This window comes from Oxalobacteraceae bacterium OTU3CINTB1 (assembly GCA_024123955.1).
In the GTDB taxonomy this organism is placed as follows: domain Bacteria; phylum Pseudomonadota; class Gammaproteobacteria; order Burkholderiales; family Burkholderiaceae_D; genus Rugamonas.
This window is the reverse complement of sequence record CP099652.1, coordinates 5115849-5140459: the sequence shown is the minus strand read 5'-3', so window position 1 is coordinate 5140459 and position 24611 is coordinate 5115849. Positions and strand designations below refer to the sequence as shown.

Sequence of the window (24611 nt, the reverse complement as noted above, 5' to 3'; positions counted from 1 at the left end):
GCATCGCATGCGGGACCCGGCCGTTTTTTCATGGCCGATGCGGCGCTAGTGGCTTGGCAATCGCGGCGGCTCCATCGCGTAGTTTTTCGGCAGTAGCGGATGGGCTAGCGTGAAGCAGCGGCCGGCGCTGGCTTTCACCAGCGCGATTTCCTTGGCGAAGTAGCGCGCGGTCAGCGCCTCCAGCGAACCGTCGCGTTTGGCCATCGACAGGCCCGCTTCGAGCCGCTGCGCCAGGCGCGGCGCGCTGGCGCTGACGTAGTACACCACCGGCAACGGGTAATACAGCATCAGACCCGGCGCCAGCGCCAAGGTGTCGACCAGTTGCGCGTGCTCCTTCATCAGGAAATCCGCCTCGACAACGCTGATCGGCAGGTAGTCGAAGCGGCGGCTGACCAGCATGTCGAGCAAGGTGGCGATGTTGCCGCTGTCGACGACCTGGTAGCCGTTGTGGCGCAGCACGGCGTTGTCGACCCAGCCGCGGCCTTGTCCGGCCACCAGTTGTTTTAATTGCGCGGCGGTGTTGATGGCTTTGAATTTCGGCAGGTCGTCGCGGCGCACGATCAATCGGCGGTAGCCCAGCAAGCCGCTCAGGACGGGCGTGCCGATCATGATGGCGCGTTCCTGCGGATCGTCGGCATCCAGATCGCGCCACGGCGAGGCCTGGACGTTCATGCGCTTGCCGGAATGGATTTCGCGCCGGACGCGCGAGGTGCTCATCGTGTCCGTCACGCGCTCGACCGTGAAGGGGCCGTAGGCCGGTATCGTCTTTTGCAGGGCCAGATTGAGCACGGCGGTCTGGTATTGATCGCGCTTCGGGGTCTTGCCCCAGTCCCAGTAGCGGTAGGCCATCGGTTCCGCTGACGCCAGCGCGTCATGTGGACGCAAGGCCAGCGCGGTCAAGGCCAGTAGCGCGGTTCTGCGTGACGTGCTGGGCGCTGTGCCGGTTGAAAGGTGGGACGTGAATGATGAATGCATGAGGGAAAGTTTAACACCGCGCATCGCCTGTCACGCGAATGTTTGCAGCAGCCAGCGCAAGGTGCTCAGGCGGACCTCGAAAATCAGCGCCTGCGCCAGATTGGCGCGCTGCTCCAGCTTTGTGACGTTGGGACACGAGGCGACGCGGATCAGGAATCCGGCCAGCATGCGGCGGTAGCGCTGGTTCTCGGCGGCGTTGAACAAATGCGATTGGCGGAAGTAATTTTCCTTGTGGAAGGCGAGCGTTTCGCGCGCGAGCAGGGCTTCGTTTGTCGTGAGCGCGTGGTCATGGTGGCGGTAGCGGGCCACGGTGCGGTCGAGGAAGCCGATCCGCGCTGTCTCCCCGAACCGGTACCACATCGCGATGTCGTCCAGGATGCGGTAGCGGACGTCGAAGCGCTGGCCGACGATGACTTCGCGCCGGCACAGGATGGTTTGCGTGCTCATGCCGGTCTGCAGGCCGGCCATGCAGCCCCAGAAGTTGCGGCAGCGGTACAGCTCGCCGCCCAGCGGCTCCAGGTAGTCGCGCGCCTTCGAGGTGAACTCCTTGTGCGCGAGGTAGCCGCGCTGCCCGCGCAGCGCCTCGCCGAACGGTTCGAAGTCGGCGAAGAGGATGTCGAGCTCGGCATGCTGTTCGAACACGCGCGTGGCGTGTGCCAGTTTGTCCGGCAGCATCACGTCGTCCTGGTCGCAGAAGGAAATGTAGCGCCCCCTCGCCAGCGACAGCCCGACGTTCTTCGGCAGCGCGGGCGCGCCGGAGTTGACCGCCGTGGAGACGACGCGCATCCGGGTGTCGCGCGCGGCATAGTCGGCCGCGATCTCAGCCGAGGCGTCGGTGGCGCAATCGTTGACGATGATCAGTTCAAGGTCCGCGCAGGTCTGGCCGAGGATGCTGTCGATCGCCTCGGCCAGATAGGCCTGGCCGTTGTAGACGGGCATGATGACGGTGTGTTGTGGCATATCGTTCCTAGCGCCGCGCCGGTTTCGACAGCAGTCGGCGCAGCAGCGGGCGCACCGTCGCCATCAGGTCCGGCTTGATCTCGTGGTTCAGCAAGATTATTCCCGCCACCCAGCAGGCCAGCGCGGCCGTACCTGCAAGCGCGAGCAGCACCACCGGGTTGGCGCCGTCGAGGCCGGCCGACAGCATCAGCAGCGCCGGACCGGCCACCGTCAGCGCCGTCAGGGCGGCCGAGCGCGCCACGCCGCTTGCGAGCTCGGCGATGCGCATGCCGGTCAGCGCCGCCAGGCTGCGGTACAGTAGCGCGGAACGCAGCAGCGACGTCGCCGCGATGCTCCAGGCCACCGCCTCCAGCCCGAACGGCGCCGCCACGACGATGCCGGCGATGCGTGCCGACACGCCGATGGCCTCCAGCTGCGCGCGCAGCCGCACCTGTCCCATGGCCACGAACAGGTCGCGCGCCATGCTGAACAGGCAGAACGTGGCGGTCGAGACGCACATGATGCGCACCAAGGGCGCGCTGGCATCCCACTGCGGCCCGTATAGCAGGCGTGTCAGCGGCGTGGCCAGCACGGCCAGCACGGCAAAGAACGGCCACGCCAGCCCGGCCATGCAGGCGACCGTGCGCAGATACAGCCGTTTGACGTCGTGGCCCTCACGGACATTGGCGGCGAACAGTGGCAGGATCACCGGCGTGACCGCGCGCGTGATGAGCATGTTGAAGATGTTCAGGGTGGCCTGGGCCTTGCCGAACAGGCCCACCGCCTCGACATCGATGAGCTTGCCGATGATCATGTCCGGCGCGGCGACGCCGCACTCGTCGATCACGTTCGAGCCTGTCGCATAAGCGCCGAAGCGCAGCAGCTGGCGCATGCCGGTGAGGCCGGGCAGCCAGGGGATGTCGGCCGGGCGGAACGGCAGGCTCACCAGCACCGTCGCAAGGCTGCTGGCGACCGCCGCCCACGCCAGGCTCAGGTAGCCGAAGCCCAGTTCGATCAGCATCAGGCAGACAAGCAGGTTCGTCAGCGCGTTGGCCGCGTTGATGCAGTAGAGCGCGCGGAAGCGCAGCTGGCGGCGCAGCACCGGCAGCGTGATGGAGCCGAACGGGATCAGCAGGACGTTGAGGGCCAGCACGCGCAGGACGTCGCCGACACCGGGCTCGTCGTAGAAAGCCGCGGCCGGAGCGCCGGCCAGCGCGAGCAGGGCGGCCATGCTCCAGGAGATCAGCATCGTCAAGGTGTAGGCGGCGCGCAGGTGCTCGGTGCTGAGGTCTTTTTCCTGGATCAGGTATTGGCCGATGCCGAAATCGCGCACCAGCTGGGTGATGCCGACGACCACGGCGCCGATCGAAAAGATGCCGATCTGGCCTGGTGTCAGCAGGCGCGCGATGACCATGCCGCCGGCCATGCCGATCACCAGTACGGTGTACTTCTCCGCGAACGACATCAGCAGGGAACTTTTAATCGCGTTCATTTCAGGTTGTCCGCATGGACGCGGCGGCAGGTTCGAGGGGGCTTTGGCATCTTATGCGGGTTTCGACCATGGTCCTTTGACCTGGAACGAACTTGGGTGCTCCAGGGCATTGCCGGTTGATTGGTCAAACTCCTACAGGATCGCTATATCACGGCCTACGTTGGCCAGCGCGGCGGCGCCTACCATGTACGCAGCGGTGGCCGAAAGGCGGTCGCCGCGCGCCTATACCGAGGAGGATTTCATGCTTGCAATGGACTATCGTGGCCCTTACCGCGTCCGCGCGGTGCAAAAACCTGACCCCGAGATCGAGCATCCCGGTGACGCGATTGTTCGCGTCACACGCTCGTGTATCTGTGGATCGGACCTACATTTGTATCACGGCATGGTGCCGGACACCCGCGTCGGCAGCACGTTCGGCCATGAATTCGTCGGCGAGGTGGTCGACGTCGGCACCGGCGTGCAGCGGCTCAAGGTGGGGGATCGGGTGCTGGTCCCGTTCAACGTGTTCTGCGGCTCGTGCTTCTTTTGCGACCGCGAACTTTTCGGCAATTGCCACAACACCAATCCAGAAGCGACCGCGGTGGGCGGCATCTACGGCTACTCCCACACGGCCGGCGGCTACGATGGCGGGCAGGCCGAACTGGTGCGCGTGCCGATGGCCGACGTCGGACCCACCGTGATACCTTCCGACATCCATGAGGACGACGCGGTGTTGCTGACCGACGCCTTGCCGACCGGCTATCAGGCCGCCGAAATGGGCGATATCAGCGAAGGCGACACGGTGGTGGTGTTTGGCGCCGGACCGGTCGGCATTTTCGCCGCCAAGTCGGCGTGGTTGATGGGCGCCGGGCGGGTGATCGTGGTCGACCATGTCGACTACCGGCTCGATTTCGTGAGCCGTTACGCCCAATGCGAAGTGGTCAACTTCCGCGAGGTGGGCGATATGGCGCTGCATATCAAGAAGATGACCGACTGGCTCGGCGCCGACGTCTGCATCGACGCGGTCGGCTGCGAGGCGGCCGGTAGCGCGGCGCAACGCCTGACCGGGCGCTACATGAAACTGCAGGCCGGCTCGGCCACGGCCCTGCACTGGGCCATCAACTCGGTGCGCAAGGGCGGCAACGTGTCCATCGTCGGCGTCTATGGCCCGACCTTCAACGCGGTGCCGATCGGCAACGCCCTCAACAAGGGACTGACGTTGCGCATGAACCAGGCCAGCGTCAAGCGACACTTGCCGCGCCTCATCGAGCACATTCGCGCCGGCCACATCGACCCGAAACAGATCATCACGCATCGGGTGCCGCTTGAAGAGGTGTCCGATGCGTATCACATCTTCGCCAAGAAGCTGGATCAGTGCATCAAGACGGTATTGATTCCGCCCAACGCCACTCCCCGGATCGCCACGACGCCCGCCGGCGTCATCTTGCACTAGGAGGCATCATGCAAAACGACGATAAAGAGTACGGTGAAAACGACGCCAGTCACATCCACCGGCACGGCCACGCGCACGGGCCGCACGGCGACGTCGCGGTGCGCCAAGGTGTGACGCCGCGCGAGCAGATCCCCGGCTGGGGAAGCGATCTCGACCGCGCCAACCGGCCCGGCGTGCCGATGGAGCGGACGCCGCCCCGGCTCGACGGCCCGCTGCGGCCGCCCGAACAGCAGCACAGCGCCGTCGAAGTGCTGGTATCGCCCGAACGGCCCGGCATCACGCCGCTGTACGGCACCAGCGCGCCGCCGCGTGGCCTGAGCGGCATGCTGCGCCGTGCCGCCTTCAAAACGACCGAGAACGATATTCGGCATTGGCTGATGCTGTTGCTGGCCGACCGCGTCGATGCTGTCGAAGGCATCGGTGATGACTTGCGTCACGGCAGGGTGCCAAACGTGCTCGGCGAAATGGGCATGGCAGCGGAGTGGCGCTACAACAAGGCCGGCGTGGCGAAGAAGGCGGCGATCGGCGCAGCGATGGTGGGGATCGGTTGGTACCTGCTCAAGCGGCGGCGTGCCTGAGGGGCGATGCCTAGACGCCGATAGTGTTGGAGCTCGTCCACATCACTACAGGCGGATGCGCGTAGCGTAGTCCGCCTGGCGCCTTGCTGCGCGCAGGCTCGCAGGTCAACGCGACATCTCCTGCCGGTACGATGGCTCAGTGGCGCAGGACGATGGTCAGCAGCGCCACAGAGTCGACCAGCGCGCGGACCGCGTGCGGGGCGCCGCCTTGAAGGTACAACATCTCGCCGGCCTTGACCGTGGTGGACTCGCCACGCGTGATGAACGCGATTTCCCCCGAGAGGCACTGGAAGGTGATCTCGCCCTTGACGTGGTGCTCCGGCATCTCTTTTCCGGCTGGCAGCACCAGCCGGATCAGTTCGATCTGTTCGGTCTTGGTGAGCGCGATGGAAGAAAAAGTCGAGACGTCTTCGCCCGCATGTGTCAATGCAATGACTTCTCCGGGTTTCGCATGTTCCAAAGCCATGATGCCCTCCGAGGTTGATGATTTATTTCCATGTTAGCACCGCTTGCGTTGCGCGGCAGGGCAACAGGACGGGGGTATGCATGGGCCCGTGTGGGAATGGTGGACCTGACCCCGGAGCTGCGGTTTGTTTCACAGGTGCCCGCTACCCTTCCAAGACGATAGAGGTGTGGATGCTGTAAGAGTGTTGAGATGGCCTGATTCATCTTGTTGAACAGGTCAGTGGCTGCTTGCCGGCTACGTCGCGTGATGTAGGCGAGAATCGTCGCCAAATCTGATTCCGCTTCAGCTTGCCATCGGATCGGAAGCATTGTCGTCGCGCTTCGCTTCGATGATCTTGTGAACTGTCGCAATTACTTGTCGAAGACCGTTGTTGGCACTCTCCAGCCGCGCATGGGCCAGCGGGATGTCGGCAAGCGAATAGACGGCGCCGACGTGTGGCCGCAGCTGTCCCCGCTCGATCAATGCGCTTAACTCATCGAGCTTGCCACGGTTTTGTCGCGTGAACACAAAGTGATAACTCGCGTTCTTGCCGCAAGCCTGAATCAGGTTCTGCGGCTTTGCAATGTCCACGATGCTGACCACGCGGCCAAGTTGCGCGAGCACGTCGGGCTGCGCGCAAGGGTGTCGCCGCCGATGGTGTCGAGCACGACGTCGACACCGCGTCCATTCGTCTCACGCATGACGGCGTCGACATAATTCTCTTTCTCGTAGTCGATGGGAACATCGGCCCCTAGGCTGCGTGCGAACTCAAAGTTAGCCTCGCGCACGGTGGTGAACACCTTCGCGCCAATGGCTTTCGCCAGCTGGATCGCTACGCGGCTGACGCCCCCGGCGCCCCGCCGATCAGAATGCTTTCCCGACCCTGAGGCCCGCGCGCACGACGAAAGCCTCCCCACGCGGTGCCGCCAACCAGTGGCAGGCTCGCTGCCTCAAGATGGCTCAGCGAGGCAGGGTTCTTCCCGAACGGGATTTAACGCCGGAATATGAGATCAGCAAATGGTTGCTTTTCATGAGACCGCGGCCACGCGTACCCGTGATTAGTTACTTTCGGAGCGCTAGACCTCTGCGGTGTTGCTGCTCACCGGGCTCGTCAATACGGTTTCGCGGCACGGTGCCGCAAGCCGCTCGCTTGAGTGTCCAGATGCTCTGAGAACAAAAGCTCACGAAGCGCAGTTTGTAGGCTTTCCTTATATTTTTCGTGTAGCAGCCCCGACAAATTGCGTCGCGTCTGGGGTATTAAAGATTTCATTGTGCAAGTTTCTTTTGATACCTGATTTTTACAGTGACACGGAGGCATCAGACGCGGCGAGCATCTCCCGTTGAAGGGAATGGGGCGGGTTAAATTCGTCGCCACTGCGCCATTATTTTTTTTTGCTGGGAGTTGCCAGTATATCTGGGACAACCGACTTTAAAGGTTTGATACTCCAGTGTTTCGTCGCGGAGAGGTCAGATTCTACCTTCTCTACGACAACCGGCTTTGGAGGTAGTTCGTAGCCAGCCATAATCTTGAGGGCAGCGTCCCTTGTAAAATACCGAAGAGCATGTTGCTGAAGAACAGCTTTGGTCGGACACAGTGATCTGGCTAACAATAGCTCGTAAGCCTCTTTTTTTTCTTTCGTATTCAAGCAATCGATTTGATCGACTTTTAAAAAAGCTTTGGCGATGTGTTCCCAAACTCTTATTTCTGGTTCTGGATGCTTGTCGCGAGAGAAAGAGTCATGCCAACTTTCTTCGCACTCTGGGAATACTTCCTGAAGAATTACGTCGATGGTGGAGACTCTTTCTTGTTGCAGCTTGCTTAAAATGCTGGTGCCGATAGGTCGCTGACTGATTTGATCGAGCGGGATTGACAGGACCTCACCGTACTTTTCTTGGTACTGGTCGCTTGGAGGTAATTCTGGCTCTTCCACAGTAATCAAATCAACTGTAACGACTGGGCGCTCCTGTTCGCGGTCAATATTTATTTCTGAGCAAACGTCTAACACTATTTGTCGAGCTGCTTTAGCAGAAATTCTAAAGAATTCCCTAGAGTAATTCACGCGATAAGCTGAAAGGCGGCGGTGAACCTGGCGCTCTGCAACACGGCAGTCGGCAACGCTACATGCGAACAGAACATCAAATGGTTCCGGTACACCGGTGGCTCCCGCATACATCTGCTTTGCCCGAGCACTTGCGTGTTTGTTTGTCATCCCGATTTTCAAAACATTTTGTTGGAAAGATCGGTTTCTCAAAATATATAGTTGACTTGATTCCATATTTTCCCCCACGTTATCTTCTTGAGCAAGAGACACATATGCTGACCAATCTGGCCGCGTCGGTGAAATCAATACAAATCACTGTATCTGCAGACAGTGTAACTCGCCATGAGATTGGCTGCTAGCGTAGATTGTGTATTCGCTTGCGATCTAATGACCCAAAACAAAAAAGCCCACAAACCGAAGTTTGTGGGCTTTATTGATGAATCTTGGTAGGCCGTGCGGGATTCGAACCTGCGACCAACGGATTAAAAGTCCGCTGCTCTACCAGCTGAGCTAACGACCCAAGGGTGCTTCGGTGGTAGGCCGTGCGGGATTCGAACCTGCGACCAACGGATTAAAAGTCCGCTGCTCTACCAGCTGAGCTAACGACCCCCGAAGAAGCGAGATTATAGGGGGTATCGGCCCAACCTGTCAAATGCCCTCAGGATATTATTTTCCGCCGAGGCGCTGTTTGGCCGTGACGGCGGCCGACGACTCCGGATATTGCTTGATCAGGTCCTGCAGCGTCTTCTTGGCGGCCTTGTCCTTCAGCTCGGTCTGGCAGCTGGCGATGTTGAGCATGGCGTCCGGCGCCTTCGGGCTGTCCGGGTAGTTCTTCAGCACTTGCAGCTGCGCGCTGATGGCGCTCTTGCAGTCGCGCTGGGCATAAAAGGCGTTGCCGAGCCAGTATTGCGCGTTGGGCGTGTACACGGAGGCGGGGTACTGGCGCACGAAGTCGGACAGGGCCGTGCCCGCCGCCTTGTAGTCGCCGGCCTTGAACAGTTCCATGGCCGCGCCGTAGTTCTTCTCCTCGTTCGGATCGACCTGGGCGGCCTTGCCGTCGACCGTCACTTCACGCGGCTCTAGCTTGCGCAGGCGGGTGTCGAGGTCGACGTAGAAATCCTTCTGGCGCTTTTGCGCGTTCGACAGCTCGTTTTGCAGCACTTCGATCTGGCCGCGCAGCTTGTTGAGCTCCTGCATCGTGTTATCGTTTTGCGCGACCAGATCCAGCGCGCTGGACTTGTCGGACTTGGTGTCCAGTCGGGCGTTCATTTCGATGCGCATCGCTTCGACCTTGGCGCGCAGGTCGAGCAGGGCTTTACGGGCTTCGTCGTCGTCGAACAGGCCGGCGTGGGCTTGCATCGGCAGCCACGTCAGCGCGGCCAGCAGGGCGGCGGCGAGGCCGGATTTGGTGAGTTTCTTCATGTCGGGCGCTTTCAGCAAATCAAAATGGAAACGGGGCAGGGCGCGGTTGAATACCGCGCGCCGCCCCGTATTATGCCTGTGACCCGGCAAAAGGGTAGTGCTTTCGATTACTTGTAGACGATGTCAGCACGACGGTTCTGTGCCCATGCCTCTTCGTTCGAACCGGTCGCTTTTGGCTTCTCTTTGCCCAGCGAGACGGCTTCGATCTGCGATTCCGGCACGCCCAGCGTGGTCATGGCTTTGCGCACGGCTTCGGCGCGCTTCTGGCCCAGCGCCAGGTTGTACTCGGAGCTGCCGCGCTCATCGGTATTGCCTTGAACCAGGATCGAACGCGATTTGTTTTTGGTCAGGTAAGCGGAGTGGTTTTCCACCACTGGCTTGCCGTCGGCGCGCACGACGTAGCTGTCCAGGTCGAAGTAGATGCTACGGTTGGCCAGCACGCCTTTTGGATCGTCCAGCGGATCCAGCGATTTGGTTTCAACCGGGGCGACGGTGCGGGTGTCCGATTGCGACGGCGCGGCCTTGTCGGCTGGACGCTCGACGACTGGTGCCGGCTCCGAGACTTTGACCGGGGTCGAGCAGGCGGACAGGATGGCGGCGGTGGTGATGACGAAAGCTAAGCTGCTGAGTTTACGCATTTGATTCTCCTAGTAATAATGAAAGACCAGATTTATTTACTGCATGAACGGACCCCAGGTGGGCTCCTTGATGTTGCCCGCCTGCGTGGTCAGGCGTTGCTTGACACGTCCGTCGACGGACACCACGGCCAGCGATTTGCGGCCACCGGCTTGCGTGGCGTACATGATGTATTTGCCGTTGGGGGCAAAGCTCGGCGATTCGTCGCTGGTGGTGTCCGACAGGCGCTGCTCCTGGCCGCTGGCCAGGTCCAGCACGTACAGCTGGAAGTTGCCGTCGCGGCGCGAAATGTAGGCCAGGGTCTTGCCGTCCGACGAGATGCGCGGGCTGGTGTTGTAGGTGCCGCTGAAGGTCACGCGCTTGGCTTCGCCGCCGTCGGCGCTCATGCGGTAGATCTGCGGGCCGCCGCTGCGGTCGCTGGTGAAGTAGATGCTCTGGCCGTCGGCCGAGAACTGCGGCTCGGTGTCGATGCCGTTGCTGTTGGAGACGCGGCGCAGGCCGCTGCCGTCGGTGTTGACCGTGTAGACCTGGGTGTGGCCGTCCTTCGACAGCGCCACGGCCAGTTTATTGCCCGCCGGCGACCACGACGGGGCGGAGTTGCTGCCTTTTTCGTTGGCGACCACGGTGCGGGCGCGGGTGACCAGGTTTTGCACGTAGACCACCGGCTTTTTCTGCTCGAACGAGACGTAGGCGACCTTGGTGCCGTCCGGCGACCACGATGGCGAGATGATCGGTTCGTTCGAGCGCAGCGCCAGTTGCTCGCCTTCGCCGTCGGCGTCGGCCACCAGCAGTTGATAGTTGCGGCCTTCCTGCTTGACGTAGGAGATGCGGGTGGCGAAGGCGCCACGGATGCCGGTGAGCTTGAAGTAGACGTCGTCGGCGATCAGGTGGGCCGACAGGCGGGTGAACTGCGCGGTGACGGCTTTGTCTAAATTGGAGATCTTGGCTTGCTTGACGGTGTCGAGCAGCTTGTAGCGCACGTCGTAGCGGCCGTCGGCCAGCGCGTCGACCGTGCCGACGACGAGCGCGTCGGCGCCCTTGGATTTCCAGGCGCTGTAGTCGATGTTGTTGACGTCGCTGATGACGCCGGCGTCGATCACTTTGAAGGCGCCGCTGCGCTCAAGGTCGGCCTTGATGATTTCCGAGATTTTTTGCGGCGATACGCCTTCGTTGGCGAAACCGGCCACGGCGACCGGGATCTGGTTGCTGCCGACACCGGAAATTTCGATGCGCATCTGCGCCTGGGCCGCGCCCATGGTGGCCGCAATGGTCAGGCCGGCGTAAAGGAGGGTCAGTTTTTTCATATCAATGCATTTCCTTCAGGTTGAAGACGGCTGTAAGTTCGCGTTCTACCGTACCATCTTTCTTCTTTGGCAGTGGTGACGACTTGTCAATCGCGTTCTCGATCGCTTGGTCGTAGGCCGGCGAACCGCTGCCTTTGATCTTGCGTTTGTTGATGATTTCACCGGACGGCAACTGGGTGATCAGGTAAGTGGCTGTCAGGCTGTCGTCTTCGCCGCCGTAAGCCAGATTGCTCTTGATCTTGGCGCGGACGGCCGCCGAATAACCGCCGTCGACCTTGCCGCCGGTCGATTGCGCGGCCGTGCCGGTCGAGCCCTTGGCCGCCGAGCCCGTGATGCGGCTCATTTCGGCGGCGAAGGCCTTGTCCTTGGCGGCCTTGTCGGCTTTCTCGGCTTTTTCCTTGGCCAGTTTGTCGGCGGCGGCTTTTTTCTTGTCTTTTTCGGCCAGTTCCTTCTTCTCTTTCTCGGCTTGCTCTTTTTCCTCTTTCAGCTTTTCTTCCTTCAGCTTTTGCTCGGCGAGTTTCTTGTCAGCCAGCTTCTTCGCTTCCAGCTTGGCCTGCTTCTCTTCGGCTTCCTGCTTCAGCTTGGCTTCCTTGGCTTCGGCCAGCTTCTTCTCTTCGAGTTTTTTCTTGGCCTTCAGCCGTTCGAGGGCGATATCGGGTTCCTTCGGCGCGGGCGGCGCCTCCACCGGCGGCGGCGGCGGGGCCTTGACGACGGGCGCCGGCTCCGGTTCCGGCTCCGGTTCGGGCGCTGGTTTAGGCTCGGGCGTCGGCTCGGCCGGCGCGGCGTCCTGCACCTTCATGTCCCAGATCTCGGCCTGCACTTCGGTCGGTTCATTGTTCTGCCAGCTCACGCCGACCCACAGGAACAGCAGCAGCACCGCGTGCATCGCCACGGCCAGCACCACGGAGCGCCAGCCTTCGTTATGTCGCGGAACCTTGTACGGACCGCCTGCGGTTGCGGGTTTCATCGTCTGCACTAGTTATTTGGTGGACAAGCCGACCCGGTTGATGCCCATCTTTTTCGCTTCCGAGATCAGCTGGATCACGTCGTCGTACTTGCTTTCCTTGTCGCCGGCGATCAGCACCGGGTATTCCGGATGCGTTTCGTGCAGCGTGCGCAGTTTCTTGACCAGCGCGTCGCGGTTCGGCGCCGTCTCTGGCGCGTCCTCGCCTTTGCCCTTGACGCCGATCGACAGCGCGCCGTTCGGCTTGATGACGATCTGCACGTAGTCGCTTGGCGGCTTGGTCGATTTTTCAGCGTTCGGCAAATCGACGATGCTCGGGTCGGTGGCCGACGGCATGACCATGAAGATGATCAGCAAAACGAGCATAACGTCGATGTACGGCACGACGTTGATTTCGGACTTGAACTTGCGGCCGCGACCGCCGCGCATGCTGCTGGAGAAAGAGGAAGCCATGGTCTCTCTGCCTTCTTAACGCGATTGACGTTGCAGGATATTGGAGAACTCTTCGACGAAACTTTCGAAGCGGATCGCCAGCCGATCGATGTCGTGCGAGAAGCGGTTGTAGGCGACAACCGCTGGAATCGCCGCGAACAGGCCGATGGCGGTGGCGATCAGCGCTTCGGCGATGCCGGGCGCGACGGCGGCCAGGGTGGCTTGCTGCACGTTGGCCAGGCCGCGGAAGGCGTTCATGATGCCCCAGACGGTGCCCAGCAGGCCGATGTACGGCGACACCGAGCCGACCGAGGCCAGGAAGGCCAGGTGCGATTCGAGCACGTCCATTTCGCGCTGGAAGGCGGCGCGCATGGCGCGGCGCGCGCCGTCGAGGATGGCGCCGTGGTCGACGGGATCGCGGCTGGCGGCGTAGGCGGCCTTGCTTTTGATGAACTCACCCATGCCGGCTTCGAAGATGCGCGCCAGCGGGCCGCTGTTGGCGCGGTCCTTGCCGGCGTTCTGGTGCAGCGCGTGCAGGTTGCCGCCGGCCCAGAAGGTTTTTTCGAAGTCGATCGTCAGGCGGCGCGCCGAGCGCACCGCGAACAATTTACTGAAGATGTAGGTCCAGCTGGTCAGCGAGATGATGAACAACAACGCCATGATCAGTTGCACGATCAGGTGGGCGTTGGAGATGAGGGACAGGAAAGAGAGGTCTTGGGTGACGTTCATTATTTATCAGTCTGATCAGTCTGTTTTCGTGATGTTGGTGGTGCTGCGCATTTTGTCCGCGACCGCCGGCGGCACCGCGCGCGGGCGCAGCGTCGAATCGACGCAGCCGACCCTGACCCGCGCCGTGTTCAGCAGTTGCTCGCCGCACCAGGCCTCCTGGACAAAGGAGATCGAGGCGCGTCCTAATTTTTCGATACTTAATGTTAATTTTATTACGTCGTCAAGCTTAGCAGGCGCATGATACTCCGCGCTGACGCTTTTGACGACGAACATAGCGTCGTGTTCCTGTAATAAAGCGTGCTGGCTCACATTGATCTGCCGCAGCCATTCGGTGCGGGCGCGCTCGAAGAACTTCAGATAGTTCGCGTAATAGACGATACCGCCGGCGTCGGTGTCTTCGTAGTAGACCCGGACGTTCCAGATGAACTCTGCTGGCATGTTGTTAGGATTGCAAGTTGTGTTGAGCAACATTCTACGCGATTTTGTTCTTTTGGTTGAAGTTTGGACGGTTGAATGCACGTCCATCCCGCCACTTGTGCGGGATTTCAACTTGGGGCGCAAAGATTGCACTAGTGACAGTTAAGCGGTTTACAGGCAACTTGCCAAGGATTGTAACAACCGCTTACGAATTGCAGGGACGCATGCTTTCACCCGCACGGCGACGCACCGCCGGGGTCGTACCCCGTACGGGGTACGACCCCTCCGTCCTCGGGTTTAAGGGTTGCGCTTGATCGCCAGCGGACCGTAGCCCTGGCACGTCGGCATCATCTCGATGCGGTTGATGTTGATGTGCGGCGGCAAGGTCGCGATCCAGAACGCGGTGTTGGCGATGTCCTCTGCAGTCAGCGGCACGGTGCCTTCATACACCTTGGCGGCGGCTTCGTCGTTGCCCTTCATGCGCACGTTCGAGAATTCGGTGCCGCCGCACAGGCCCGGCGCCAGATTGGTGGCGCGCACGCCGGTGCCGATCAGGTCCGCCCGTAGGTTCAAGGTGAACTGTTCGACAAACGCCTTGGTGGCGCCGTAGACGTTGCCGCCCGGGTAGGGCGTGGCGCCGGCGACGGAACCGAGGTTGATGACGGTGCCGCTGCCGCGCTTGACCATGTCCGGCAGGATCGCGCGGGTCATGGCGACCAGGCCGCTGCAGTTAGTGGCGATCATCGTGTCCCAGTCGTCCAGCGACGATTCGTGGGCCGGGGTGACGCCCAGCGCCAGGCCGGCATTGTTAATCAGTACGTCGATCTGCTTCCATTCGGCAGGCAGGCCGTCCAGCGCGGTTTTGATCGATGCCTTGTCGGTGACGTCCAGCACTACCGGCAGCACGGCGTCGCCCAGCTCGGCCGACAAGGTCTGCAGGCGGTCCTCGCGGCGTCCGCTGATCAGCACTTTGTGGCCGTTTTGAACGAAAGTGCGGGCCATGGCGGCGCCGAAGCCGGCGGTGGCGCCAGTGATGAAGACGATCATGTTTTATCCTTGTCGATGAGGTAAGAGGGCGGAAGGCTGGACAAAATTGTAGCCGAAATGGCAGTATCCCTCGAGGCCCGCCGGTAAAACGCACAATCTTGCCAGTTATGCAAGCCGTTTCCTTGCTCAAATCTGGCGCATAAATTACAATCCGGGTTCCATTACGTCTCACGTAACTGGCGAAAAGCTGCGGTCGGCCCCAAAATGGTGCGTCGATCCGTCGGCGAAAGGTGGGCATCCACCGGGAAACGTGAGATTTCATTAGCCGTTCGCCTGGGCAGCCCATCGATGGAAAGCACGAAAGAGGCTGCCTGTCCGCTATCGGCGTCCCTCATTCGATCCAGCCTGCCAAGTACTACAGTTACTCATTCGATTGGAGTTTTTCATGTTCGCAAAAGATCACACCCTCGCCAGCGTTGACCCGGAATTGTTCGGCGCCATCCAAAAAGAAAATACCCGCCAGCACGACCACATCGAGCTGATCGCGTCGGAGAACTACACCTCGCCGGCCGTGATGGAAGCGCAAGGCTCGCAGCTGACCAATAAATATGCCGAAGGCTATCCAGGCAAGCGCTATTACGGTGGCTGCGAATACGTCGACGTCGTCGAGCAACTGGCGATCGACCGCGTCAAGCAACTGTTCGGCGCGGAAGCGGCCAACGTGCAGCCGAACTCGGGCTCGCAGGCGAACCAGGGCGTGTTCTTCGCCGTCCTGAAACCGGGCGACACCATCATGGGCATGTCGCTGGCCGAAGGCGGCCACCTGACCCACGGCATGCCGCTCAACATGTCCGGCAAGTGGTTCAACGTCGTGTCCTACGGCCTGACCCCGGAAGAGGACATCGACTACGCCGCCATGGAAGCGCTGGCCAAGGAACACAAGCCTAAGCTGATCATCGCCGGCGCTTCGGCCTTCTCCAAGAAAATCGATTTCGAGCGTTTCGCCGCCGTGGCCAAGGCCGTTGGCGCCTACTTCATGGTCGACATGGCCCACTACGCCGGCCTGATCGCCGCCGGCCTGTACCCGAACCCGGTGCCGCACGCCGACTTCGTCACCTCGACCACGCACAAATCGCTGCGCGGCCCGCGCGGCGGCATCATCCTGATGAAGGCCGAGCACGAGAAGATCATCAACTCGGCCATCTTCCCTGGCATCCAGGGTGGCCCGCTGATGCACGTGATCGCCGGCAAGGCCGTCGCCTTCAAGGAAGCGCTCACGCCAGAATTCAAGGCTTACCAGCAACAAGTCGTCATCAACGCCGACGTGCTGGCCAAGACCCTGATCAAGCGCGGCCTGCGCATCGTGTCCGGCGGCACCGAGTCGCACGTGATGCTGGTGGACTTGCGTCCGAAGAACCTGACCGGCAAGGAAGCCGAAGCGATCCTGGGTACCGCGCACATCACCACCAACAAGAACGGCATCCCGAACGATCCGCAGAAGCCATTCGTGACTTCCGGCATTCGCCTGGGCAGCCCGGCGATGACCACGCGGGGTTTCAAAGAAGCCGAAGCGGAAGAAGTCGGCCACCTGATCGCCGACGTGCTGGACAACCCGCACGACGCCGCCACCATCGAGCGCGTCAAAGCGGCGGTGAAGGTGCTGGCCGATAAATATCCGGTCTACGCCAAGTAATTTGCTTCAGTAGTAAGGCGGGGCGCCGGCCTGGCTGGCGTCCCGTTAAGTAGTTCAATGTAAGTTTGCCCATGGCTCATATGAAATGTCCGTTCTGCCAGCATGACGATACCCAGGTTCTCGATACGCGTGTATCCGAGGAAGGGGATTCCATCCGCCGGCGCCGGCGTTGCGGCAAATGCGATAAACGATTTACCACGTATGAGCGCATCGAGCTGGTCATGCCGTATGTGGTCAAAAAGAACGGCAGCCGCACCGAATATTCGGCCGCCAAGTTGCGCGGCAGCCTGACCTTGGCCCTGCGCAAGCGTCCGGTCGCGGCGCCCGCCGTCGACGCGGCCGTGTTGTCGATCGAGGAAAAATTGCTCACCAGCGGCAAGCGCGAAGTCGACACCGGCTACATCGGCGAGCTGGTGATGCAGGAGCTGCAGCGCCTCGACAAGATTGCGTATATCCGCTTCGCATCGGTTTATAAAAACTTCGAAGACCTGGCCGAGTTCCAGGACGCCATCGCCGAAGTCGGACAGGACCGCAAGCCGCGCAAAAGCTAGCATCCTGCTAGCGCACAGTTGATCCACCTCATACCTCGGCCATTGGCCGCTGCTACCGTCTAGCTAGTCCCCGACAGTCGCTGACTGTCCCTGTCGACTTGCGGAGGTGTTGCATGCTCACGGCCCGTGCTGTTGCCGGCTTTACCCTGGTCGAAGTGATGATCGCCGTGCTCGTGCTGGCGCTGGGCATCGTCGGTGGCGTGTCGATGCAACTGGCGGCGCTGCGCGCCCGTCACCAGTCGACCTTGCTGGCACAGGCTTCGTGGCTGGCCGTCGGCATGGCCGAACGCATGCGCGCCAATGCCGAACATATGCGGCTGGCCGATGGCGCCAACCTGTATCTCACCCTCGATTACGATGTGCTGGCCGAGCCCGACCCGCCGGCGCCGTCCGCGCTGTGCTATGGCGGCGATTGCGGCGGCGTCCAGCTGGCCGCGTTCGATCTGTATGAAATGAAGGCGCTGATGCGCGAGAACTTGCCGGCGGGCCGCGCCGTGGTCTGCCGCGACGCCGGCTTGTGGTCGGGCGGCAAGCTGCGCTGGGCGTGCAGCGGTGGCGCCGGCGCGCCTTTGGTGATCAAGGTCGGTTGGCGCGGCAAGAACCCCGACGGCACGCCGCGCAAGGACGAGGCCGGCGAGTACGTGCCCGGCGTGGCGTTGACCGTGGGGGCGCCATGATGCGGGCGCGCCAGCAGGGCTGGACCATCATCGAGCTCGTCATTGCCACCGGTCTGGGCCTGGTGCTGACCTTGCTGGCCAGTGGATTGTTGCTGGCGACTAGCGGCAGCTACCGCAATCACAGCGAGAACATGTGGATCAATGACGGCGGCCGCTATGCGCTGGAGATTATGTCGCAGGCGATACGGCAGGGCGCGTATGTCAACTGGGACAGCAAGGAGGCGCCGGCCGAGCTTGCCGCGCACGAGCCGGCCGCCATCGCCGGTCTTGACGCCAGCAGCATCAGCAAGGCCAGCGACGGTATGTCCGGCGTGGCGCCGGACGCGGCCAACGGCAGCGACGTGCTGGCGTTGCGCTTCTCGGGCTATGGCGACGGCGCGAACGGCGACGGCTCCAGCCTTAACTGTGCTGGCTTCGGCGTCGGCGCGCCGTCGGCCGTGATCGAGCGAGGCTGGAGCATCTTTTATGTCGCCGCCGATGCCGGCGGCGAGCCGGAATTGCGCTGCAAATATCGCAGCGCGGCGGGCTGGGGCGCGGACGCCATCGTGCGCGGCGTCGATTCTTTTCAGGTGCTGTACGGCCTCGATAGCGACGAGCCTGCCGATGGCATTCCCAATACCTTCGTCAATGCGACCGCGATCAACGGCATGGACGCGGCGCTGGTGCTGGTCGGCGCCACGCCCGAGGAACTCCAGCGCGATCTGCACCGCAAGACCAACTGGAAGCGCGTCTGCAGCGTGAAGCTCGCGTTGCTTTTGCACGGCGATAACAACACGCGGGCCGATACCGTGGTGCGCCGCTTCGACCTGTTCGGGCCGGCTTATTCCGATGGCCACGGCGACGACCAGGGCGTGCGGATTACGGAGCGACTATTTCCCGAATCGCAGCGATGGCGAGCGCGGCGGGTGTTCGGAATGACGGTCGCGCTGCGCAACAGGAGCGGTTGATATGAGGGCGCGCTTAAGGGGTGGCGCCTCGCTGCGGCAAGAGCGCGGCGTGGCGTTGCTGGTGTGCCTGCTCATGCTGATATTGGTGATGCTGCTGGGCGTGTCGGCGGCGCAGCTGAGTTTGCAGGGCGAGAAGGCCGCGCGTGGCGAGCGCGATCGGGAAGTGGCGTTTCAGGCGGCGGAGGATGCGTTGGCGGATGCGGAACGTGACATCCAGGGGGGCGGCGGCGAGGTCGTCGATCCGGCCTGCGGCGAAGCGCCGGTGTGGCAGCGGGTCGACCTGTCGGGCAAGGTGGATGCCGGCTGCACGGTCGCGTATGGCGCGGCGACCGGGGCGGCGATGCAGACCGGGCAAGGCTTCCTGCCGTTTAAGAAGCCGCGTTACCTGATCGAACGTACCGAGTGCCATCATCCTGGAGAAGATGCGTCCGCCGCCGCCACGCCCAGCTATTGCTATCGGGTGACGGCGATCGGTTTCGGGGCGAAACCGGCAACCGAGGTGGTGTTGCAAAGCGTATTCCGCAAGGCGGAGTGAGGAGGAGGGCGTATGTCTGCGAAGAACGGTCGGCGCTGGTTAATGCGAATGCTGAAAAGGTCGGCGGTGCTCGCCATCACGATCACCTCTTGCGCGGTCGCTGCTCCGCCCGTGCTCGATATCGCCAGCGAGCCGTTGACGGCGGCATGCCGCGTCGCCACGCCGCCGGCCGGTGCCGCCGAATTCGACGGCGCCTCCCTGCTGCTCGTGGCGCCGCCGCCGGCAAGCGCCAGTGCCGGCGACCTGTTTCAGGCGAGTATGAATATGGCCGACTGGAGTGGACACTTTTCCCGTTACGCTTTGTCTCCCGGCGGCGCGAGATTTTCCTCGACGCCAACGGCGATGTGGGACGCCGGCGTGCTGCTGACGGGCGACGGCGCGCGTGCGCCATCGCCAGCCCCGGCCGCGCGTAAAATCTTCACCGCTATCGTGCAGCCTGGCGGCGCGCTGGAGATGGTCCCTTTTGAATGGAGCGCCTTGTCGGCAGAGCAGCGGCAGCAACTGAATCAGGCGCCGCCGCCCGCCACCGGTGCCGATGCCTTGGGCGAGCAACGCCTGGCTTTCCTGCGCGGCGATCGCACGCAGGAGGGCGCCCTTTTCCGCGCGCGCAGCAGCGTGCTGGGCGATTCCATTAACAGCACGCCGGTGTATGTCGGGCCGGCGTCCGGCGCGGGGTCCGGCACGCGGCCGAACGTCATCTACATCGGCGCCAACGACGGCATGCTGCATGCCTTCAACGCCGCCGACGGCAGCGAACTCTTCGCCTATGTGCCTAACGCGTTGATGGCCAAGTTGAACCACCTGTCCAGTCCCGACTATGTGCACCAAGCCTACGTGGACGGGCCGGCCAGCTTTGGCGAGGCGACGATCAATGGCAGCAGCAAGACCGTCCTGGTCTCCGGGATGGGCGCCGGGGCGCAAGGCGTTTTTGCGCTGGACGTTACCGACCCGCTGCGCTTCGCCGACGGCGGAGGTGTTCTGTGGGAATTTACCGACCGCGACGACGCGCTGATGGGCAATGTCACCACACGGCCGCAAATTGCCAAATTGCGCACCCGTGATGTAGCGGGCGTGCCGATCTACAAACATTTTGCGGTTGTCGCGAGCGGCTTGAACAACTACGCTGCGGACGGCAACGCCAGCCCGGCGGGCAAGGGCGCGTTGTTCCTGCTGGCGCTCGACAAGCCACGTGGCGCGGCATGGCGGCTCAACGTCAACTACTATCGACTCATCACGCCCATTTCCGACGCGGCGCTGGCCAACGGGCTCAACGCGCCGGTGATGGTGGCCGACCGCACGGGTGCTGTTCGCTATGGCTACGCAGGCGACTTGCAGGGCAACCTGTGGCGTTTCGATTTCGACGGCGGCGCGCCTTGGGCGGGCGCGGTCGGTCCCGGCGCCGGAGGCACACCGCTGTTTGTCGCGCGCGACGACAGCGGCAGGCGTCAGCCTATCACCCAGCAGCCTTTGCTGGCGTATGCCGATGGCGGCGGATACCTGGTTTTATTCGGGACCGGCAAGTTGATCGAAAAGGCCGACCGTACGTCGGCCAGTTTCGCGCCGCAGTCCTATTACGCGATTCGCGACAGTTTGCATGATCCCGCCGCGGTCGTAACCAGCCGCAGCCAGTTGACGCAGCGCGTACTGAGCGGCAATGCCGGCACGGCGCCGTTCAGCATCAGCGGCGCCAAAATCGCATTCGACAGCATGGGCTGGTATGTCGATTTCTTGCAGGCGCAGACGACGGGAGAACGCAGCATCGATAGCGGCGTGCTGGCCGGTGGCGAGGTCTTTTTCAATACTTTGCTACCGCGCAGCGATCCGTGTGATAAGGCCCGCAGCCGAACTTATGCGCTCAATGTGCTCACTGGCCTGAGCAAGGATAGCGTTGCAACGCTGCCGACACCGCCGTCCACGGAGCAGCCGATTGTCGGGCAGGTATCGGACGCATACAGGGCGACGCCGTCGCTGTTGCCCGTCACGTCGAGCAAGACGCCGCGCGACCCGACCGGCAGCACGCGCCTGCTCAAAGAGTTGGCCGTTACCAACCTCACGCCGCAGGGAAACGTGGTCGTTGGCCGCGTCAAGGTGCAACTGCGCGCCGGGCGCCTGAGTTGGCGCGAGGTGGGCAATTGGCGTCAATTGCACGAGGCTGTCAAATGAGCCGCCGCGCACACGCCGGCTTCAGCATGATCGAAATGCTGATCGTCATGGTGATCCTGGCCGTCCTGGCCGCAGCCGCCATGCCCGCCTGGCAGCAGCATGTGATCAGTACGCGCCGCAACGAGGCGCAGGCGATGATGTTGAAATTGATGTTGCAGCAGGAGCGTTATTTCACGCAGCACGGCACGTACATCGCATTCTCCTCCGGCTCGACAGATTTCGAGGCGCGCCAGTTTCAGTGGTGGAGCGGCAGCCGCGCGCCGGGCAGCGGTTACGAGATCGAAGGCAAGGCCTGCGACGACGAGCCGATCGAGCAATGCGTGCAACTGGTCGCCACCGCCGGCACCGCCGTGGTGGACGCCGACTACCGCGACCATGAATGCCGCGAAATGACGCTCACCAGCATCGGCGAGCGGCTGTCGAAAGGCACGCTCGCCAAGTGCTGGCGCTGAGCGGGGCTGCCATGAAGCGTGATAACGCGGGAGTGTCGCTGGTGGAATTGCTGGTCGTGCTGGTGTTGGCAGGCATACTGCTTGGCGCCGCCGCGTCCGCTTACCATGACGTGATGCGGCGGCAGCAACTGCGCGCCGCCGTCAACGATCTGGTCGCGGCCATCGACCTGACCCGCTCGCATGCGATCGCGCGCGGCGGTCCGGTGATGCTGGGGCCGCTGGAGCCGAGCGGCAGGGATTGGGCCAAGGGCTGGGTGGTGTTCGTCGACGACAACGGCAACCGCCGGCCGGACGCCGGTGAGCAGCGCCTCTTCCAGCACGGACCGCTGCCGGAGGGGATGACGGTCGTCTCCGCATTCTCGTCCGGCGGAACGCCGCTCTACTTGGCCTACAATGGCGCGGGCCGCAGTTGCAATGCCAGTAACAGCTTATCAGCGCGCTGGGGCACGCTGTCGCTGGCGCGGGGCGACGATGCCCGCAACATCAAAATCAACATGTTGGGCCGACTGCGCGTGTGCGACCCGGTCAAAGACACTGCCAATTGCGACGGGGCGGGCAATTAAACTCCTCAATGACTTACCGACGTCGTCTCGGATGTCGTTCCCTTCATGCTTGTTCAACTTGGATTGCGTCGTCTTCAGATATCTCTATCTGCGATGTCCATTTCTCGTGATCCTCGGAGACTATAATTTTTGAATGCGAGATCCTATCGATGGCATTGAGCATCTCGACGACGGCTCCCACTTTCCCGTCACCACCCACCTTATCGGCATAAATCCGCCTAATTAAGAAATCCTCAGCTTTCGGAATGCGTCCTTGCTTTTCCCATTTGGCGACCGCTTGCTCTGAACAGCCGAGTAGCTTGCCAAGTGAGCGTTGAGATAACTCCATGGCGTTCCGAATATAACGAAATTCCGCGCTGTTCAGCTTCCCAGGCTTCTTTATAAGTGCATTGCAGATCGTCTTTGTTAAGCCTGGGAGATCGTGGAACGACACCGCCTTCCCGTATGGAGTGTTTTTTTCAACATAGCCATTTTTGAGCCACACATTGCGCAGTCCACCATCGGTAAAGTGGTACATAATATTTTCTCCTAAGTGTACATCGCCGTTACGAGAACCAAGTCTGGATCATCGTCGCTCACTGCAACTATCGCTGCTACGTTGCGTCCGATGCAGAAATATTCCATACGGCACTCAAGCGATCCCCTAGCCGGATTTGGCTCCGGGCGCCTTCTGATTCTTCCGTTCCGTAGTGTCGACAACACACACGCGTGCGTGATTTTGCGAGCCGCCATTTGTTTTTGAGCATGCAACGTGAAGCTAACCTTCGACGAGTCTAGGGACTCAGCTCTGATCAGCGCTTCAAGTTGCTGTTGCGATAGTCTTGTTCTTTTCGTACTCATCGGAAGCCTATACAAAATATAGGTCATGGGACCGTTAAAAGCAATCGAGTTATCTATAGACAGTTGCCGCCTGCCGGGGGGGGGCGAGCGAGGCGCACAACAATACATCTATACTGGCTAAATTTCGGACGAACGCCCTGACTTTTCTCGACAAATTTAAACCTGCCGAGGATCGTTGGAGCTATTTGCTAGATCTCGGCAGTCTGTGGTCATTGAGGCACCAGGATTTCCGTTTGCTTATAATGGCGCAGCCGGCAATTGTCGCGGGCGGCGTCAACGACTAAGGACAATGTGAACATCAGCAACGATCTCGAAGGCATGACCCTGGCCCTGGAATGGGCCGCGAAGGGGCTGTACACGACGTCGCCCAATCCGCACATCGGCTGCGTGATCGTGCGCGACGGGCAAGTCATCGGCGCCGGGGTAACGCAGCAAGCCGGCGGCGACCATGCGGAAATCCAGGCGATCAAGGATGCGCAGGCACGCGGCCACGACGTGCGCGGCGCCACCGCCTATGTCACCCTGGAGCCGTGCAATCACTTCGGCCGCACGCCGCCATGCTCGGACGCGTTGGTGCGCGCCGGCCTCGGCCGCGTGGTGGCGGCGATGGAAGACCCGAATCCACTGGTCGCGGGGCAGGGGCTGGCCAAGCTGCGCGCCGCCGGCATCGAGACCAGCACCGGCCTGCTGGCCGAGCAAGCGTATGAATTGAACATCGGCTTTTTCTCGCGCATGACGCGCGGCCTGCCGTGGGTGCGCATGAAGAGCGCCGCGAGCCTGGACGGCATGACGGCGCTGCGCAACGGCGTGAGCCAATGGATCACCGGGCCCGAGGCGCGCGCCGACGGCCACGCGTGGCGCGCGCGCGCCTGCGCCATCCTGACCGGCATCGGCACCGTCAAGGCCGACGATCCGCAGCTGACGGTGCGGGCGGTCGAGACGCCGCGCCAGCCGCGCCGCATCGTGGTCGACAGCAAGCTCGATATCAGCCCGTCCGCCAAGATACTGGAGGGCGGCGGCACCTGGATCGTGGCGGCGGTCCCCAATCCGGAGAAGGAGGCGGCCTTGCGCGCCGTCGGCGCCGACGTCATCATGCTGCCCAACGCGGCCGGCAAGGTGGACCTGCCGGAACTGATGCGCGAGCTGGGCCGCCGGCAGATCAATGAATTGCACGTCGAGGCCGGCGGCAAGCTCAATGGTTCGCTGATCCGCGAGGGCTGCGTCGACGAGCTGCTGCTGTACCTGGCGCCGAGCCTGATCGGCGACGCGCAGGGCATGTTCGCGCTGCCGGCGCTGACCGACCTGTCGCTGCAGCAGCGCCTAAAATTTCACGAGGTTAAGCAGATCGGCGAAGATTTGCGTATCCTTGCACGATTCACCCATCTTTAAGATTGCA

Annotated in this window: 27 protein-coding genes, 2 tRNA genes and 1 riboswitch; of the genes, 11 read left to right on the top strand and 18 right to left on the bottom strand. The window is 62.1% G+C overall.

Annotated features, from left to right (window positions below; all coding sequences use genetic code 11):
* Positions 1 to 45: 45 nt before the first annotated feature.
* The 3 genes from NHH73_22310 to NHH73_22300 all read right to left on the bottom strand — a co-directional run bounded on the left by NHH73_22310 (position 46) and on the right by NHH73_22300 (position 3406).
* Positions 46 to 885, bottom strand: a complete 840-nt coding sequence (locus NHH73_22310) for a transporter substrate-binding domain-containing protein (GenBank protein ID USX25312.1) — start codon at positions 883 to 885, stop codon at positions 46 to 48.
* Positions 886 to 1005: 120 nt separating this feature from the next.
* Positions 1006 to 1935 carry a glycosyltransferase gene (locus tag NHH73_22305; protein ID USX25311.1) on the bottom strand — a complete coding sequence of 310 codons (930 nt, stop codon included), beginning with the start codon at positions 1933 to 1935 and terminating at the stop codon, positions 1006 to 1008.
* 7 nt (positions 1936 to 1942) lie between these two features.
* Complete coding sequence (locus tag NHH73_22300; protein USX25310.1) at positions 1943 to 3406, bottom strand: lipopolysaccharide biosynthesis protein; 1464 nt, start codon at positions 3404 to 3406, stop codon at positions 1943 to 1945.
* A 241-nt stretch (positions 3407 to 3647) separates the two neighbouring features.
* Here NHH73_22300 and NHH73_22295 point away from each other — a divergent pair, with 241 nt between their 5' ends.
* Together NHH73_22295 and NHH73_22290 are read left to right on the top strand one after the other, a co-directional pair.
* Positions 3648 to 4838 (top strand): glutathione-dependent formaldehyde dehydrogenase, encoded by a 1191-nt coding sequence (locus NHH73_22295; GenBank protein ID USX25309.1) that lies wholly within the window; start codon positions 3648 to 3650, stop codon positions 4836 to 4838.
* 8 nt (positions 4839 to 4846) lie between these two features.
* Positions 4847 to 5416 (top strand): hypothetical protein, encoded by a 570-nt coding sequence (locus NHH73_22290; GenBank protein ID USX25308.1) that lies wholly within the window; start codon positions 4847 to 4849, stop codon positions 5414 to 5416.
* A gap of 136 nt (positions 5417 to 5552) precedes the next feature.
* On the opposite strand, the gene NHH73_22285 is transcribed toward NHH73_22290, so the two are convergent.
* The 14 genes from NHH73_22285 to NHH73_22220 all read right to left on the bottom strand — a co-directional run bounded on the left by NHH73_22285 (position 5553) and on the right by NHH73_22220 (position 14854).
* Positions 5553 to 5882, bottom strand: a complete 330-nt coding sequence (locus tag NHH73_22285; protein ID USX25307.1) for a cupin domain-containing protein — start codon at positions 5880 to 5882, stop codon at positions 5553 to 5555.
* 282 nt (positions 5883 to 6164) lie between these two features.
* A complete protein-coding gene (locus tag NHH73_22280) occupies positions 6165 to 6485 on the bottom strand; it encodes a zinc-binding dehydrogenase (protein ID USX25306.1) in 321 nt (106 codons plus the stop codon).
* On the bottom strand, positions 6425 to 6661 hold the full coding sequence (locus tag NHH73_22275; protein USX25305.1) for a zinc-binding dehydrogenase: 237 nt from the start codon (positions 6659 to 6661) through the stop codon (positions 6425 to 6427). The genes NHH73_22280 and NHH73_22275 overlap by 61 nt, the downstream gene beginning before the upstream one ends.
* Positions 6662 to 7243: 582 nt before the next feature.
* Complete coding sequence (locus NHH73_22270; protein ID USX25304.1) at positions 7244 to 8071, bottom strand: GIY-YIG nuclease family protein; 828 nt, start codon at positions 8069 to 8071, stop codon at positions 7244 to 7246.
* Positions 8072 to 8347: 276 nt separating this feature from the next.
* Positions 8348 to 8423 (bottom strand) — tRNA-Lys (locus NHH73_22265).
* Between the two features lie 13 nt (positions 8424 to 8436).
* Positions 8437 to 8512 (bottom strand) — tRNA-Lys (locus NHH73_22260).
* A 57-nt stretch (positions 8513 to 8569) separates the two neighbouring features.
* Positions 8570 to 9325: a tol-pal system protein YbgF gene (gene ybgF / locus NHH73_22255; protein ID USX25303.1), complete on the bottom strand. Its 756-nt coding sequence runs from the start codon at positions 9323 to 9325 to the stop codon at positions 8570 to 8572.
* A gap of 107 nt (positions 9326 to 9432) precedes the next feature.
* A complete protein-coding gene (pal, locus tag NHH73_22250) occupies positions 9433 to 9963 on the bottom strand; it encodes a peptidoglycan-associated lipoprotein Pal (protein ID USX25302.1) in 531 nt (176 codons plus the stop codon).
* A 36-nt stretch (positions 9964 to 9999) separates the two neighbouring features.
* The gene (tolB, locus tag NHH73_22245) at positions 10000 to 11265 is read right to left on the bottom strand and encodes a Tol-Pal system beta propeller repeat protein TolB (GenBank protein USX25301.1); all 1266 of its coding nucleotides are present in this window, start codon (positions 11263 to 11265) and stop codon (positions 10000 to 10002) included.
* Between the two features lies 1 nt (position 11266).
* On the bottom strand, positions 11267 to 12232 hold the full coding sequence (gene tolA / locus NHH73_22240; GenBank protein ID USX25300.1) for a cell envelope integrity protein TolA: 966 nt from the start codon (positions 12230 to 12232) through the stop codon (positions 11267 to 11269).
* A gap of 12 nt (positions 12233 to 12244) precedes the next feature.
* A complete protein-coding gene (locus tag NHH73_22235) occupies positions 12245 to 12682 on the bottom strand; it encodes an ExbD/TolR family protein (protein USX25299.1) in 438 nt (145 codons plus the stop codon).
* A gap of 15 nt (positions 12683 to 12697) precedes the next feature.
* On the bottom strand, positions 12698 to 13390 hold the full coding sequence (gene tolQ / locus NHH73_22230) for a protein TolQ (GenBank protein USX25298.1): 693 nt from the start codon (positions 13388 to 13390) through the stop codon (positions 12698 to 12700).
* 15 nt (positions 13391 to 13405) lie between these two features.
* A complete protein-coding gene (gene ybgC, locus NHH73_22225; GenBank protein ID USX25297.1) occupies positions 13406 to 13828 on the bottom strand; it encodes a tol-pal system-associated acyl-CoA thioesterase in 423 nt (140 codons plus the stop codon).
* Positions 13829 to 14104: 276 nt separating this feature from the next.
* Positions 14105 to 14854 carry an SDR family oxidoreductase gene (locus NHH73_22220; GenBank protein USX25296.1) on the bottom strand — a complete coding sequence of 250 codons (750 nt, stop codon included), beginning with the start codon at positions 14852 to 14854 and terminating at the stop codon, positions 14105 to 14107.
* A 162-nt stretch (positions 14855 to 15016) separates the two neighbouring features.
* Positions 15017 to 15140, top strand: a riboswitch (ZMP/ZTP riboswitch).
* 99 nt (positions 15141 to 15239) lie between these two features.
* On the opposite strand from NHH73_22220, the gene NHH73_22215 reads away from it, so the two are divergent.
* The 8 genes from NHH73_22215 to NHH73_22180 all read left to right on the top strand — a co-directional run bounded on the left by NHH73_22215 (position 15240) and on the right by NHH73_22180 (position 22375).
* Positions 15240 to 16487 carry a serine hydroxymethyltransferase gene (locus NHH73_22215; protein ID USX25295.1) on the top strand — a complete coding sequence of 416 codons (1248 nt, stop codon included), beginning with the start codon at positions 15240 to 15242 and terminating at the stop codon, positions 16485 to 16487.
* 80 nt (positions 16488 to 16567) lie between these two features.
* On the top strand, positions 16568 to 17038 hold the full coding sequence (nrdR, locus tag NHH73_22210) for a transcriptional regulator NrdR (GenBank protein ID USX29679.1): 471 nt from the start codon (positions 16568 to 16570) through the stop codon (positions 17036 to 17038).
* A gap of 113 nt (positions 17039 to 17151) precedes the next feature.
* Positions 17152 to 17715: a type IV pilus modification protein PilV gene (gene pilV, locus NHH73_22205; GenBank protein ID USX25294.1), complete on the top strand. Its 564-nt coding sequence runs from the start codon at positions 17152 to 17154 to the stop codon at positions 17713 to 17715.
* Positions 17712 to 18662 (top strand): PilW family protein, encoded by a 951-nt coding sequence (locus tag NHH73_22200; protein USX25293.1) that lies wholly within the window; start codon positions 17712 to 17714, stop codon positions 18660 to 18662. Before pilV ends, NHH73_22200 begins: the two co-directional genes overlap by 4 nt.
* Position 18663: 1 nt before the next feature.
* The gene (locus NHH73_22195) at positions 18664 to 19197 is read left to right on the top strand and encodes a pilus assembly protein (protein USX25292.1); all 534 of its coding nucleotides are present in this window, start codon (positions 18664 to 18666) and stop codon (positions 19195 to 19197) included.
* Positions 19198 to 19239: 42 nt separating this feature from the next.
* Complete coding sequence (locus tag NHH73_22190) at positions 19240 to 21360, top strand: PilC/PilY family type IV pilus protein (protein USX25291.1); 2121 nt, start codon at positions 19240 to 19242, stop codon at positions 21358 to 21360.
* The gene (locus NHH73_22185) at positions 21357 to 21812 is read left to right on the top strand and encodes a prepilin-type N-terminal cleavage/methylation domain-containing protein (protein USX25290.1); all 456 of its coding nucleotides are present in this window, start codon (positions 21357 to 21359) and stop codon (positions 21810 to 21812) included. The genes NHH73_22190 and NHH73_22185 overlap by 4 nt, the downstream gene beginning before the upstream one ends.
* An 11-nt stretch (positions 21813 to 21823) precedes the next feature.
* Positions 21824 to 22375: a GspH/FimT family protein gene (locus NHH73_22180; protein ID USX25289.1), complete on the top strand. Its 552-nt coding sequence runs from the start codon at positions 21824 to 21826 to the stop codon at positions 22373 to 22375.
* A 43-nt stretch (positions 22376 to 22418) separates the two neighbouring features.
* Here the strand turns inward: NHH73_22180 and NHH73_22175 are convergent, their stop codons facing one another.
* Entirely contained in the window at positions 22419 to 22892 is a 474-nt protein-coding gene (locus NHH73_22175) for a helix-turn-helix domain-containing protein (GenBank protein ID USX25288.1), read from the bottom strand.
* Between the two features lie 641 nt (positions 22893 to 23533).
* On the opposite strand from NHH73_22175, the gene ribD reads away from it, so the two are divergent.
* Complete coding sequence (gene ribD, locus NHH73_22170) at positions 23534 to 24604, top strand: bifunctional diaminohydroxyphosphoribosylaminopyrimidine deaminase/5-amino-6-(5-phosphoribosylamino)uracil reductase RibD (protein USX29678.1); 1071 nt, start codon at positions 23534 to 23536, stop codon at positions 24602 to 24604.
* Positions 24605 to 24611: the final 7 nt, after the last annotated feature.